Here is a 13,965-nt window from a genome sequence, read left to right on the forward strand (position 1 = left end):
TTCAAATAAAGTATAATCTCAATGAATATTTTAATTCACTCCTAAAACAGATATACCTTACCAGTAGTAAGTAACTGGTATTGACAAAAATATTAAATCAAATAAGAAACACCTGATCCCGAAGATAAATACTATGGATCAGCAAAGGAGGAGAATAAAATGTGTAAGCCGGCACCTGCCGAGGTATATAATTAAATAGAGACACATAGGAATTCGCAAAAGCACCTAAAAACACCTGTTGTTTAAAATCCAGCGATAAAAACGAATTTTTCAACTCGTCCTGACCTTCAACTAAAATTTTTTCATTACTACAACAATGATCCTTCTTCATGGAAGTGGCCATATTGTAATGATCATGAATTCCCATTACGCAACTTTTAGCTTCAGAAAAGACAGCCAGATCCATTAAAAGACCTCCACAGAAATGTTTTTCTACAGTAAAAGATAAAGTAGACAACAACACCACAAGTGCCATCAAAATAGAGACAATATTACGCAATGTACTTTTCATCGTCAATGGAGAAAACATTCCCATAATAGAATGATCTCCTAATTTTTTCGCTTAAAAAGCGAAATTAAATATAAAATAGCAGCTAGTGTTATACTATTATGGAAAAATGTTGTACTAATTGGCTAAGCGAAATAAGCTTTCTTAATTTCATTATATAAAACTCTTTTGAGCGGCATCTCGGCGAACCTCAATATACCGTCAAGACTACGACAATTCTTCTCCCTCTTAAGAACTATATTAATGCTCTGTAGCCGGGTTTTTTTGGGTAACAGCTAAAATCCCTGATGAATGAGGCATTGAAGAGTATTTTCAATTATACAGCTTGCTTTTAAAGCATTATAAATTCTGCTGATAATTAGCCTGTTGTAAAAAATATTTACGCTATAACCATCTGTTTATCAGATAATTAAAACCTAGTCTTACTTCCTCTCTCTTGCCGTTTTGCCTTTGGCGGAACGATCTTGATTTTTTACCGGAGACTATTAATTTTAAAAACATATCCCCGGGTGGAAATCAAATTATAAAAGGGAATTTAACAGCAACTTTTATTCTCCTGAATAGGAGGACAGGGAATACTTCCAAATGAACAGAACACACAACAATCACCCTCTTTGGGCCTTAAAACCTCTTTACATTGCTCACATTGATAAAAAAACTGGCAGGCATCTGTTGGCATTTCTTCTTGCTTGGAGTGGCCGCAATTAGAACACGTCAAAACAGATTTTAAAATAGTTTCCATAGGTATGTTTATAACATTGATGTGATATCCGAGCCCATTGTCGGATAGGCATAAATCATTTTCTTTAAGTCTCGTACTGGCACCTCTTTGTACATCGCAAGTGAGAAAAAGTTAATCGTTTCTTCTACCCCCGGACCAATGAGATGAGCTCCCACCAAAGTACTTTTATCAGTGTCTATTATGGTTTTATAAGCATATTCCTGAACGTTAAGACGTTTAGCATTGAACCACCCTGGAACTGCCTTGGTGTTCACTTTGATATTTAACCCAGCTTTCTCCGCTTCCACTTCAGTCAGACCTACCGAAGCCATAGGTGGTAGGGTAAAGACAACTGACGGCATAGGTGGATATTCCGGTTTCTTATTTTTACCCTTTAATATGTTGGAAGCAATGATATTACCTTCATAAACAGCTACCGGGGTTAATGGAAGCCCATCAGTATCGGCAGCGTCACCAGCAGCATATATGGATGGATTGGAGGTACTTTGTAAGTACTTATTGACCTCAATTCCTTTCTTGTTATAATTTACAGAAGCCTTCTTCAAGTTCAAGTCATCAATATGGGGTACTCTTCCCGCACTGTTGAAAACAGCTTCAGCTGTAAACTCTGTTTCGGAACCATTTGTTTCACCAATTACCGTATAACCTTTTGCATCTTGCTTGATTCCCGTGACGTTTGTTTCGAGCATCAATCTTACTCCAAGTTTTCTGGTGGCCTCCGACAAATGGTGAACTATATCCTTATCAAAATTCTCCAAAGGCTGAGGTCCCCGATGTATGATGGTAACTTCTGCTCCACATCGCTTAGCTATATGTGCAAACTCAAAGGCAATGTATCCACCACCTATAAAGATTAATGAGTTAGGAAGTTCCTGAAGATTTAAAAAATCTGTACTTGTCAATGCAAGGTGACCACCGTCAAATTTCAACTGGCGTGGACGTGCTCCAGTTGCAATAACAATCTTGCTTCCCTTTAAAACTTCCGATGCAATTTCGACTGCATCACTGCCGATGAAGCGAGCGGCACCATGATAGGTGTCGATATCATTGTGTTTATATCCTTTTTCAATTTTTTCAGGCATTGCATCTACAAATTCCTGTTTAAAGGCCATAATGTCCTTCCATTCTACTTGAGGAACCGTATTAATACCCTTTCCTACCAGACGTTGAGCGAAGTCTCTCACTTCGGTAGCACCAATAATTATCTTTTTTGGGTCACAACCACGAAGAGCACAAGTTCCACCATAGGGTAGCTCATCTGTCACAGCTACTTTTAATCCTTTGGAAGCACACTTGTTCGCAACGGTCATACCCGACATACCTGAACCTATTACTATAACATCATATTGTTTCATTGTTTTCTAATTTCTGTTACTTTATATCCTGTTCGTGCAATAGCCGTTTTTACCTCTTGAACATTAGTACGTGTATTATCGAATTCGACAACCGTGTTACCATCTTCGTAAGATACTTTGCAGGAAACAATACCATTCAGCTTGTTAACTTCGGATTTTACATGACCCTCACATCCTGCGCAGGTCATACCGCTCACTAAGAATTCCATGGTTTGAATGTTTTTCTCCTGCACGAACACAACTTCTCTTTCATTGGAAGGATAAAAAGCTTCTGCGTAGTAAGGAAATGCTAAACTCAAGGCAACAAAAACAGTCACTCCACCCAAAAATGTTCTGGATTGGAAGAATGATGTTCGAGATTCTGTGTCGCAACCGCAATCCTCAACCTTGACAGGTTTAATCTTAAGATACCAGGCAACAGCCAAAGCAAAAAGGGAAATCACGACAAGAGGCCATCTAAAAGGCTCCAACCATTCAAATGCACCTGCCATGGTTCCCGTTCCTGCTACTATAGTAAGTAAGGGAGTTATGCAACAAAGGGAACTGGAGATACCAGTTAAAATTCCCACTCCAAGTAAACTGTTTTTAGCATTCATATGGCTTCAGGTTGCCGATTCAACAAATTAAAAAAAGGAGCAAGAAGTTCCCGATGGTCATCCCGTAGCGAGTAAAAGATTGTTTGACCTTCCTTTTCCGATTTTACAAAATCCCTGTCCTTCAACTTTCGCAAGTGTTGCGAAACTGCTGGTATGGTCATGTTCAGAATATCACTTAAATCACAAACACATAACCTTTCCTCTGCCTGAAGGACATAAAGAATCTTTAATCTTACGCTGTTACTTACCAATGAGAGCTTATCAGTTAAGGCACCTACTGCCTCTTCAACTTCTGATAGTTGTTCTTTACACCGTTTGATTTGATTCAAATCGGCCTCTTTCCGTATGCAGCTATTGTTTTCCATAAACCAAAGGTAAAAAATTATTTAAGCAAGTACTTAAACACATAAAATATTTTGTCCGGCTAACTATTTACTAAATCCGAGGGTGTAGGACTATTTTTTACTTTACAAATGGCATCATTTTTAAATCAACTAATCAATTATCTGGTGGAAAGAAAATAAAGAAAATCGCTGAATCATTTTTGTCGCTGATAATTAATGATAAAAAATAGGATAGGCTGTAGAATAAATTCCCATTGAGATAGAAAATATCTTTCTGAATGGCTGGTATATAAATCCCTTTGTATTCCATTCTCAATGCCGTTACTGTGATGTACAAGAAAGTACTCAATAATGAAATTTCCGAAAACCATCGCTAAAGTGGTTAGATGGAAAACGTAGATGGGGCAATCTTTATTACTGAAGGAATTTCAAAATTAGCCTTCTCCCTCCCGTAATTGCCATTTTAAGCACAACATTAATATGTACAAGCCTGCCACCGTTTTTAAACTTAGGTTAAGTAACCTTTCATTAGCTCATCTATCTATTAATTGCACTTCCTGTGCATCCATATTTTAATACCTTTGCATTGTGAAATTTTTCGCAGTCATATTATCTATTTATTTCCTGGGGCTAAACTTTATTCCCTGTGATGACATAGCGGTATCTGAAAATCAGGATGCTGTATCCGTAAGTTTGGAGGTCGAGCAGGATCCGCAAGGAGCTCAGCATGGAACTTCTGATGACTGTCCTCCTTTTTGCCAATGTCACTGCTGCCATGTGCATGTGGTGAAATTTGACACAAGTGCATTTGAAGTATTTGAGCCAAAAATACCTTTTTTGACACCTCTGTTTGGCGAGAGTGCAGGCAAGGAAATTGTCTTTTCTCATTTTCAGCCTCCCCGTGTTTAATTCAGTTTTAGGATAGCTATATCCTGTTGTCAATGGCTTCGGCCAGAGAATTTTATTACAAACTGAATTAAATTATCATATATGATTAATAAGATCATTGATTTTTCGATCAATAATAAATTTATTATTGGTCTCTTAACAGTGGTGCTAATTGGTGCAGGGATCTGGAGCGTTTTCCAGGTGCCTGTAGATGCCCAACCAGACATCACAAATAATCAGGTGCAGGTGATCACCCAGGCACCCAATTTAGGAACTGAAGACATCGAGCAGTTCGTCACCTACCCCGTGGAAATCGCCATGAGTAATTTGCCCGGGGTGACAGAGATTCGCTCGGTATCCAGGTTCGGACTTTCCGTAGTAACTATTGTTTTCGAAGACGACATGGGTACTTATCTCCCCAGGCAGTTAGTGGGTGAAAAACTAAATGCCGTAAAAGATGAAATCCCCGAAGGATTTGGTCAACCTTCCATGGGGCCTATTTCTACAGGACTTGGTGAAATTTACCAGTACACCCTCGAAATAGAAGAGGAATTCAAAGATGACTACTCCCCTACTGAGCTGAGAACAATTCAGGACTGGATTGTACGACGACAAATGGCAATGGTGCCGGGTGTTGTTGAAGTGAACGGTGTTGGCGGAATGATAAAGCAATATGAAGTTGCTGTAGATCCGGACGAATTAAAAGCTATTGGACTTTCTATTTCTGATGTTTTTACCGCCCTTGAAAATAACAATCAGAATACCGGTGGGGCTTATATTGAGAAGAACCATCAGGCAAACTTCATTCGTGGCGAGGGCCTTGCCCGAAGTGTGGAGGACCTGGCAAAGATTGTCGTCACCACTTCCGGCGGAGTTCCTATAACAGTTTCAGATGTGGCTGATGTTCGAATTGGAAGTGCCGTACGTTATGGAGCACTAACAAAAAATGGACAGGGAGAAGCCGTTGGCGGAATGGTCATGATGCTGAAAGGAGCCAATTCCAATGAGGTAATAGACAATGTTAAAGACCGGATCGAGCAGATCCGGAAATCCCTTCCTGAAGGAGTGTCCATAAAGCCATTTTTGGATAGAAGTGAACTTATTAGTGACACTACTTCCACAGTTACGAAAAACCTGCTCGAAGGAGGATTGATCGTGATCTTTGTCCTGGTGCTGCTCCTGGGGAACTGGCGGGGAGGATTAATAGTCGCCTCCACCATTCCGCTTTCCCTCCTGTTTGCTTTCATTCTGATGAACCTTTTTGACGTCTGGGCAAACCTGATGAGCCTGGGAGCAATAGACTTCGGGATCATAGTCGACGGAGCCGTGATCATTGTAGAAAGTACCGTTTTTACGATTCATCAGCGCATGAAGAAAAGAGGCGAATTGAACAAATCTGAAAGAAATTCCATAGCCGCTTCTTCGGCTAAAAATATGATGAATTCTGCCTTTTTTGGGCAGCTTATAATCCTCATTGTTTTTCTTCCAATCCTGGCCCTGGAAGGGGTTGAAGGCAAGATGTTCAAGCCCATGGCACTCACCTTTATCTTCGCTATGCTGGGTGCAATGATCCTGTGTTTGACCTACGTGCCGATGATCTCTGCTCTTTTTCTGAAGGAGAGTAAGAAACGAAAGAGATCCTATGGCGATAAATTTGTCGGCTGGGTTCAGAATAAATATGAGCCTCTATTAAACAAATCCTTAAAAAGAGGAAAAATCATGCTTGGCACCGCCATAGCCCTTTTCGCTTTGGCTGCTTTTATGTTCACCAAAATGGGAGGGGAATTTATTCCGCAGCTTGACGAAGGGGACATAGCTTTTCACATTATCCTGAAACCGGGAAGTTCGCTTGACGAGGGAATTGCAACCTCCACAAGAATAGAACAGCTTCTTCTGGACGAGTACCCCGAAATAGAACAGGTAGTCACCCGGTTTGGAGTTTCTGATGTCCCCACAGATCCTATGCCTATGGACATTGGAGACAGTTTTATAATTCTGAAGGATAAAGATGAGTGGACTTCTGCCGATTCTAAGGATGAACTTATTGCAAAGATCAAAGAAACCATAGAGATTATTCCCGGCGTTAGCTATGAATTTACTCAGCCAGTAGAAATGCGGTTCAACGAACTTCTTACAGGTGTTCGAGAAGATGTTGCAGTCAAACTTTATGGGGAAGATCTGGAGGTTCTGGCAAGTAAGGCGCAGGAGATGGGTAATATTATTGCTACGGTAGAAGGCGTTGCCGATATAAAAGTAGAGGCCACAGCCGGATTACCGCAAATCACGGTCAACTATAACAGGAATAAAACTGCTCAATATGGTTTACAGATCAAGGAGTTGAATTCCCTTATCCAGTCGGCTTTTGCAGGCGGGGACGCAGGAGTTATTTTTGAAGGAGAAAGACGGTTCGACCTGGTAGTGCGATTACAGGAAGAAGAAAGAAAAAGTATTGAGAATATTAGGAATCTATACGTAACTCTGCCTTCAGGTAGCCAGATCCCGCTGAAAGAAGTGGCTGATATAAGTTATCAGCCCGGCCCGATGCAGATCAGTAGAGATAACACGAACCGCCGTACTTACGTGGGAGTAAACATCAGGAATCGTGATGTAAAGTCTGTGGTGGAGGACATACAGACCAAACTGGACGCTGAGTTTGAACTTCCGCCGGGTTATTACATTCGCTACGGTGGAGCTTTCGAAAATTTTGAAAGAGCAAGCAAGAGACTGCAAATTGTAGTTCCCATTGCCCTGCTCCTCATTTTCATCCTGATCTATTTTGCTCTTAAATCTTTCAAGCAAACCACCATGATCTACATAGCTATTCCACTTGCAGCTATTGGCGGAATATTTTCTTTATGGCTACGGGACATGCCCTTTAGCATTTCTGCCGGGGTTGGCTTCATTGTATTATTTGGAGTGGCAGTTTTAAATGGTCTTGTTCTCATAAGCAGTTTCAATGAATTAAAAGAAGAAGGTGTGAAAAATCTAAATGAAAGGATCACCCTTGGAACAAGAAGCAGAATCCGTCCCATTTTATTAACGGCTCTTACCGACGTACTCGGATTCCTGCCTATGGCTATTTCCAGCTCTGCCGGAGCAGAAGTGCAACGGCCGCTGGCAACTGTAGTTATAGGGGGCTTAATCACTTCTACCCTGCTCACATTATTCATTCTGCCTATTCTGTATAAATGGGTGGAATCAAGGTCGGGCAGAATGAAATTTAAACCCGCAACAGGTGGTTCTTTTGCAGTAATTCTTGTCCTGTTCCTTTTACCTGCCGGTTTGAAAGCTCAGACAACTGAATTATCTCCGCAGGTAACGCAGGAACAAGCAGTAGCCTTAGCTCTGGACAATTACCCACTTCTGAAGAATGAGAAGTCCCGAATTAAACAGGAGCAGGCAATGAAAAGGTCTGCCTGGGATATCGGGGAAACCGAAGTATTTACGGGTGGAGAAGAGCTTGGAGAAGCAGGTGGAATATACACCACCATAGGAGTTCAACAGAAAGGGATCGATTTATTTGGAATACCTTCTAAAAATAAGCTTTACAATAAAAGGATTGGGCTTGCAGAAGAAGCATATGAGCTGTCTCAACTTCAGGTGGCACAGGAGGTGAAAATTGCATGGAGTCGTGCCTTTTCCGCAAAGCAACAGTATCTGTTATTTCAGGAAGTGGATTCCCTGTACCAAAAATTAGAGCAGGCAGTTAGTCTACGGTACCATGTAGAGGCCATTTCCAGATTAGAAATGTTGACAGCCAAAAATAAGGTCAGCCAGATTACGATTGATTTGCAACAGGCCGAGATGGACTACCTAACAGCCCTGCAAAAGCTGAATCTGTGGCTGGGAGATGAGGAAGTCTATGATGTCCCGGATGATTTTCAAGGTATTCAGGAGGATGAAATTTTCCTTGCCGGAGAATTACCTAAGGATCACCCTCTTTTAGAAGTTTCTGAAAAGAAGGTTGCGGTGGCAGAAGCTGCTTATGCTGCAGAAAAGGCAAATTTCCTACCCGATTTCAGTGTTCAGTACGGACTTCAAAAAGCAAATGGAGCAACCGGTTTTTATAATTATCAAGCGGGTATATCTATTCCAATCCTCTCCGGGGCGGCCCACGGCGAAGCTAAAGCGGCAAAAATAGAAAAGGAAATTGCACAAAGAGCTGCCGGTTTTAAGACAGACCAAATAAAATCTGATTATGAAATTGCCTTGAGAAACTATAAGCGATGGAAATCCTCCTGGCTGTTTTACAGGGATGAAGTCCTTCCCTTGCTGAAGGAACAACGGGAGGGATCGTTACTCGCCTTTAATGAAGGTGCCATTGAATATGTGGCTTTTATTCAGAATTTAGACAATGCAATGGAGTCAGAAATTAAAGCGCTCGAGGCTTTTGAAAGTTACCAGATAGCCCTTGCAGAATTACAATTTTACCTAACAGGAAAAAACTAAAAAAATGAAATTTCAAACAATATATATGCTCCCGTTTCTCCTTCTATTGTCTTGCGGGGAAAATACTGAAAAAGAGGAGAATCAGAAAGAAGAAGCCGGTGAACCTGCTAAAACAGAAACCGTCAAGGAAGCTATGCTTTCACAGCAGCAGTTCGATGTACTTGACATGAAAATTGACAGCCTTACAACGAGGTTAATTAGCGGCTATGTACAGGCAAATGGAGAGCTGGAAGTCCCTCCTCAAAGTGAAGCCACAGTTACTCCTGTAATTGGAGGTAACGTATCGTCAATAACAGTGATCGAAGGAGATGAAGTTGAGCGTGGAGATGTATTGGCATACATTGAACACCCGGAGATCATTGAAGTACAAACGCAGTATATGAATGCTTTGAATAGTCTTAATTATCAGGAAAAAGAATTTCAAAGACAAAAGAAATTGTACGAAGCCGGAGTGGGTTCAGGGCAAATCTTTCAACGTGCCGAGGCAGAATTGGAAAGCCTCCAAGGACAGGTTGCCGGACTTAAGGCTCAACTGCAACAACTAAATATTAATCCTGAAACTATTCGAAATGGAAATATTCAGCAAAGGATTCCCGTTAGAAGCCCTATAGATGGTGCTGTTCAATCGGTCAATATCAAAACAGGCCAATTTGTACAGGCGCAGTCTGAAATGTTCCAGATCATTAATATCAAACATGTTCATGTGGACCTTATGGTCTTTGAAAAAGATGTGGCAAAAGTGGAGAAAGGACAGAAAGTATTTTTCACAATCGAATCGTTACCCGGAACTGAATTAACTGCGGAAATCATTTCTGTAAGCAAGAACTTTGAGCAGGATCCTAAAGCTGTTCATGTACATGCGGAAATCATCGACCGGCCAGAAAACCTGGTTCCGGGAATGTATGTACGAGGACGAATTGCGGTTGACAATCAACGAACAACAGCACTACCCGAATCTGCCATAGTTAGAGAAGGGGGTAAATTTTATGCTTTTACGGCAGAAGAGGAAGGAGATGCATGGAGCTTTAGACCTGTAGAGGTTATTACCGGTACAAATGGAGGTGAATGGGTTGAAGTAAAGCTATTAAAAGACCTGCCGGAAGAGACGAGATTTGCTTATAACAACGCCTACTATCTTATGGCTGAAATGCAAAAAGGAGAAGGCGGTCATGCGCATTAATTATGAAAGCAATAGAAAAATTTTAGAGGAAAAGCAGGTGAGGCCTACAGCAATGCGGATGCTCATTTTTAAGTTTTTAGCTCAAAAGCAAATGGCTGTAACTTTGGCTGACATCGAGACGGCTTTTGAAAAAAGTGAAAGAACAACTATTTATCGTACCATTAAAACTTTTGAGGAAAGTGGAATCGTCCACTTGATTGAAGACGGGAGTGGAGTAGCCAAGTATGCTCTTTGTGAGGCGGGCTGTAATTGTGAGCTCGATAGCGATCTTCATCTCCACTTTCACTGTGAAACCTGTAAAGAAACCCAGTGCTTAACTGAAACTAAGATTCCGCATATTAATCTTCCACCGGGTTTTACAGCAACTGACGCCAGTTTGGTGGTTAAGGGAACCTGCGACAAATGCAATAAAAAATAGAATTTTCCGAGCTTGTTCTTCTAAAGTAAAGGTCTACACCAAACAATGCACTTCCATTGCAGGTTTATATAGATTAATTTCGTTCCTGTAATTAAAAATGACATAATTAGCTAGGGAAATACCGGTTTTATTGTATTGGCTTTTTCTATTTAAAGACCTTTAATAAGAAGTTATGGCGAAAGACAAGGATTATAAAGACACAGAATTACAAGATCCAAAAATTACTTCTCCCAGAACGGCTGAAGAACCCGGACCAAAACCTGAAAAAGGGGAAGATTCCTGTTGTACCCCTCAGCAAAAGGGAGCAGATAAAGATGAGGAAGAAAGATCTTCCTTTATTCCGACTATAGTAAGCTTGATACTTTTACTTTTTGGTATTGGGCTGGACTTTTTTGATGTGGAATGGTTTAAAGGATATCTGCGCTTAATTGTTTTTGGTGTTGCTTATGTTTTGGTTGGTGGGAAAGTTGTACAACATGCTGTGACCAACATAGGAAAAGGAAATATTTTCAATGAATTTTTCCTTATGACCATTGCTACCGTGGGTGCGTTTTACATTGGAGAATATGCAGAAGGGGTGGCGGTAATGTTGTTCTATGTAATTGGAGAACATTTTCAGGAGGCAGCCGTTGCCCGTTCCCGTCGCTCAATAAAAGCCCTCATTGATAATCGTCCTGAAGAGGTAAGTGTTCTTAATAATGGTCAGGTTTCAATTGTTAATCCGAAGAAGGTGAACATTGGGCAAATCATTCAGATAAAACCGGGTGAGAAAGTTGCGCTTGATGGAGAAATGCTTAGCGAAAGCTCCTCCTTTAATACTGCCGCCCTTACAGGGGAATCAAAACCTGATACCAAGAAAAAAGGAGAGACAGTCCTTGCAGGGATGATAAACCTGGATAGGCTGGTTGAGCTAAAAGTAACTTCCGGGTATGAAGACAGTGCTTTATCAAAAATTCTCAAACTCGTTGAAGAAGCAAGTGGGAGGAAAGCAAAAACCCAAAAATTCATCACCCGCTTCGCGAAAATTTATACTCCTATAGTGGTCTTCCTTGCCATAGGTCTGGCGCTCCTCCCCTATTTCTTTGTCGACACCTATGTCTTTGATGAATGGCTGTACCGGGCCTTGGTCTTTTTGGTGATCTCCTGTCCCTGTGCGCTGGTAATCTCTATTCCGCTTGGATATTTTGGTGGTATAGGTGCCGCTTCAAGAAACGGTCTTCTTTTTAAAGGTTCCAATTTTCTCGACCTCATTACAAAGGTAGATACAGTAGTAATGGACAAAACCGGAACCCTCACAGAGGGAGTTTTTAAAGTGCAGGAGGTAAAGGTCAGAAGTCTGGAAAAGGACCGGTTTTTGGCGCTAACAGCGGCACTTGAGAATAAATCCACTCATCCTATAGCTTCGGCAGTTGTAGAACACTCCGGCAAGGCTTATAAACAGCTGAAAGTGCAGGATGTAGAAGAAATTGCCGGACACGGATTAAAAGGAACGGTAGATGGCCAGGAACTTTTAATTGGTAATGCGAAATTGTTGCAGAAGTTCAACATCTCCTATGCCCCAGAGATAGAGGAAATAGTGGAAACGATTGTTGTGGTAGCAGTAGATGGCAAATATGAAGGTTACATAACCATTGCCGATAAAATTAAGGAAGATGCGGCGTTAGCTATAAAGCAACTTCGGGATTATGGTATTGATAATATTGTTATGCTCTCAGGCGATAAAGATTCTATTGTTCAAAAAGTTGCGGAACAGTTAAAGATAGATAAAGCTTATGGGGGACTACTACCTCAGGACAAGGTGGATAAGGTCGAGGAACTAAAGAAACAGGGGAAAAAAGTAGCCTTCGTAGGAGACGGTATAAATGATGCTCCGGTGATCACTTTAGCCGATGTAGGCATGGCAATAGGAGCCTTAGGCTCTGACGCAGCAATAGAAACCGCAGATGTAGTAATACAAACAGATCAGCCTGCGAAAATCGCCACGGCCATTAAGATCGGCAAAAAGACGCGACAGATTGTATGGCAGAACACAGGCCTCGCCTTTGGAGTAAAAGCCCTTGTTCTAACTTTTGGGGCATTTGGTGTAGCAAGTTTGTGGGAAGCAGTATTTGCTGACGTGGGAGTGGCATTCTTAGCCATTTTGAACGCAGTGAGACTGCAGAGAATAAAATTCTAAAGTTCGGTTTATGTCTCCTGAAGGAGATTATATACACAATTCTTGGGATCGAGCTAAATGTAAATTGACCATTTAGAATAGCTCCGACATTGTTAGTGCAAATTCGCGAATTTTTTTATTTTATTATTTTAGTGAGAAAGCTAAAGAGAACATTTTATGAGTGTATGGTTATGGGCTTTGGTTCTGATTGCAGCTGTGTGGGCAGCCCATTGGGGGGCTGAACACCTGTCACAGCCATAAAAAAGCTTCGACGGCAGTGGGGTTTTTCGGTAGCTGCCGGTGGCGCCTTGATTGGTTTGGCAGCTGCCAGTCCTGAAATAGGAATAAATATCACCAGTGCAGTAACCGGCGTGGGAGATATTGGTCTGGGGACCATGTTTGGCTCTAATGTGATCGCAATTCCTTTAATGGTCATAACAGCCTACATTGCGACCAGGCATTTAAAAGATAAGAATAAAGATAAAGGTCACCAGCAGCACAAAACTGAACACTTGCTGAAAGTAGATCCTACAGCGGTAACTGTACAGGCTCTCCCCTATCTGGTCATTGTAGCGGTTGTAGCTGTGCTTACTATTCCTTCTGCATGGAGAGGACTACAACCTGTAGATGGTTGGATCATGTTAGGAATGTATGTTGCTTTTCTCACTCAGGCCCTCCTAAGAGGAAAAAAAGAAAATGAAAAAGTAGAATGGAAAAAGAAAGAAATATGGTTGGCCTTGGCAGGGTTAGCCGCTTTGGGTGTAGGTGCATACTTTACGGTTCGCGCCACAGAAAATCTTGTTACTGCCTTGGGAATTTCTAAAATAGTTGGGGGATTATTTATTACAGCTCCAATGGCTGCTTTGCCCGAAGTTTTCGCCACTTGGAGCGTAGCTAAAAGTGGCCAGATAACTTCTGGTGTCACCAGCGTCATAGGAGATCATGCTGTTACACTTACCGTAGCATTTTTTCCTCTGGCCTTAGTTGGCCTTCCGGTAAGCAACTTTCCCTTATTCGTGACGGTCTTGAGCTTCGTAGGCCTGGTAGGTATTCTTTATGCTGCTTTCATTCATATGGGCAGCAAGAAAAGCGGACATGGTTTTAAGCGATGGCAGGTTGCTACACTTGGAGGTGTTCTGCTCGTTTATGTGGCGGTTGTGCTTTTTGGGGTGCTGAACATTTTTTAACAGTGGCAGAGGAATGTCTGAACCGTGAACCAATAGTTCCTATTAACTGTTTGTTTTCTAGAGATATGTTCGCTTGCATTGCCTTGACCGCCTTCCCCTGACGATACCACAGATCCAATGCTGGTGTCCTTTATCCGCAGCCG

11 protein-coding genes are annotated in these 13,965 nt (G+C 41.5%); 6 read left to right on the plus strand and 5 right to left on the minus strand.

Features of this window, described 5'->3' with window-relative positions:
- Positions 1 to 97: 97 nt before the first annotated feature.
- From OQ279_RS09340 to OQ279_RS09360, 5 genes are all read right to left on the minus strand, one after another.
- A complete protein-coding gene (locus OQ279_RS09340; protein WP_189602858.1) occupies positions 98 to 511 on the minus strand; it encodes an HYC_CC_PP family protein in 414 nt (137 codons plus the stop codon).
- A gap of 532 nt (positions 512 to 1,043) precedes the next feature.
- Complete coding sequence (locus OQ279_RS09345; RefSeq protein ID WP_229793613.1) at positions 1,044 to 1,250, minus strand: GDCCVxC domain-containing (seleno)protein; 207 nt, start codon at positions 1,248 to 1,250, stop codon at positions 1,044 to 1,046.
- An 8-nt stretch (positions 1,251 to 1,258) separates the two neighbouring features.
- The gene (locus OQ279_RS09350) at positions 1,259 to 2,605 is read right to left on the minus strand and encodes a dihydrolipoyl dehydrogenase family protein (protein WP_266069612.1); all 1,347 of its coding nucleotides are present in this window, start codon (positions 2,603 to 2,605) and stop codon (positions 1,259 to 1,261) included.
- Positions 2,602 to 3,201, minus strand: coding sequence for a mercuric transport protein MerTP (gene merTP, locus OQ279_RS09355; RefSeq protein ID WP_189602856.1), 600 nt, complete (start codon positions 3,199 to 3,201; stop codon positions 2,602 to 2,604). The genes OQ279_RS09350 and merTP overlap by 4 nt, the downstream gene beginning before the upstream one ends.
- Complete coding sequence (locus OQ279_RS09360; protein ID WP_266069613.1) at positions 3,198 to 3,566, minus strand: ArsR/SmtB family transcription factor; 369 nt, start codon at positions 3,564 to 3,566, stop codon at positions 3,198 to 3,200. The genes merTP and OQ279_RS09360 overlap by 4 nt, the downstream gene beginning before the upstream one ends.
- Before the next feature lie 567 nt (positions 3,567 to 4,133).
- Here OQ279_RS09360 and OQ279_RS09365 point away from each other — a divergent pair.
- From OQ279_RS09365 to OQ279_RS09390, 6 genes are all read left to right on the plus strand, one after another.
- Positions 4,134 to 4,454, plus strand: a complete 321-nt coding sequence (locus OQ279_RS09365) for a DUF6660 family protein (RefSeq protein WP_266069614.1) — start codon at positions 4,134 to 4,136, stop codon at positions 4,452 to 4,454.
- A gap of 81 nt (positions 4,455 to 4,535) precedes the next feature.
- Complete coding sequence (locus tag OQ279_RS09370) at positions 4,536 to 8,882, plus strand: CusA/CzcA family heavy metal efflux RND transporter (RefSeq protein WP_266069615.1); 4,347 nt, start codon at positions 4,536 to 4,538, stop codon at positions 8,880 to 8,882.
- 4 nt (positions 8,883 to 8,886) lie between these two features.
- Positions 8,887 to 10,062, plus strand: coding sequence for an efflux RND transporter periplasmic adaptor subunit (locus tag OQ279_RS09375; protein ID WP_266069616.1), 1,176 nt, complete (start codon positions 8,887 to 8,889; stop codon positions 10,060 to 10,062).
- Positions 10,052 to 10,480 carry a Fur family transcriptional regulator gene (locus OQ279_RS09380; protein WP_266069617.1) on the plus strand — a complete coding sequence of 143 codons (429 nt, stop codon included), beginning with the start codon at positions 10,052 to 10,054 and terminating at the stop codon, positions 10,478 to 10,480. Before OQ279_RS09375 ends, OQ279_RS09380 begins: the two co-directional genes overlap by 11 nt.
- 172 nt (positions 10,481 to 10,652) lie before the next feature.
- Positions 10,653 to 12,656: a heavy metal translocating P-type ATPase gene (locus tag OQ279_RS09385; protein ID WP_266069618.1), complete on the plus strand. Its 2,004-nt coding sequence runs from the start codon at positions 10,653 to 10,655 to the stop codon at positions 12,654 to 12,656.
- A 287-nt stretch (positions 12,657 to 12,943) separates the two neighbouring features.
- Positions 12,944 to 13,822: a sodium:calcium antiporter gene (locus OQ279_RS09390; RefSeq protein ID WP_266069619.1), complete on the plus strand. Its 879-nt coding sequence runs from the start codon at positions 12,944 to 12,946 to the stop codon at positions 13,820 to 13,822.
- Positions 13,823 to 13,965 lie beyond the last annotated feature (143 nt).

The organism is Salinimicrobium profundisediminis, from assembly GCF_026241755.1.
Taxonomy (GTDB): Bacteria; Bacteroidota; Bacteroidia; order Flavobacteriales; family Flavobacteriaceae; genus Salinimicrobium; species Salinimicrobium profundisediminis.

What these genes read in the sequence shown, in the direction of transcription:
- OQ279_RS09340 (WP_189602858.1), bottom strand. Translation starts at nt 511, where the DNA reads ATGAAAAGTACATTGCGTAATATTGTCTCTATTTTGATGGCACTTGTG.
- OQ279_RS09345 (WP_229793613.1), bottom strand. Translation starts at nt 1,250, where the DNA reads ATGGAAACTATTTTAAAATCTGTTTTGACGTGTTCTAATTGCGGCCAC.
- OQ279_RS09385 (WP_266069618.1), top strand. Translation starts at nt 10,653, where the DNA reads ATGGCGAAAGACAAGGATTATAAAGACACAGAATTACAAGATCCAAAA.
- merTP (WP_189602856.1), bottom strand. Translation starts at nt 3,201, where the DNA reads ATGAATGCTAAAAACAGTTTACTTGGAGTGGGAATTTTAACTGGTATC.
- OQ279_RS09350 (WP_266069612.1), bottom strand. Translation starts at nt 2,605, where the DNA reads ATGAAACAATATGATGTTATAGTAATAGGTTCAGGTATGTCGGGTATG.
- OQ279_RS09380 (WP_266069617.1), top strand. Translation starts at nt 10,052, where the DNA reads ATGCGCATTAATTATGAAAGCAATAGAAAAATTTTAGAGGAAAAGCAG.
- OQ279_RS09360 (WP_266069613.1), bottom strand. Translation starts at nt 3,566, where the DNA reads ATGGAAAACAATAGCTGCATACGGAAAGAGGCCGATTTGAATCAAATC.
- OQ279_RS09375 (WP_266069616.1), top strand. Translation starts at nt 8,887, where the DNA reads ATGAAATTTCAAACAATATATATGCTCCCGTTTCTCCTTCTATTGTCT.
- OQ279_RS09370 (WP_266069615.1), top strand. Translation starts at nt 4,536, where the DNA reads ATGATTAATAAGATCATTGATTTTTCGATCAATAATAAATTTATTATT.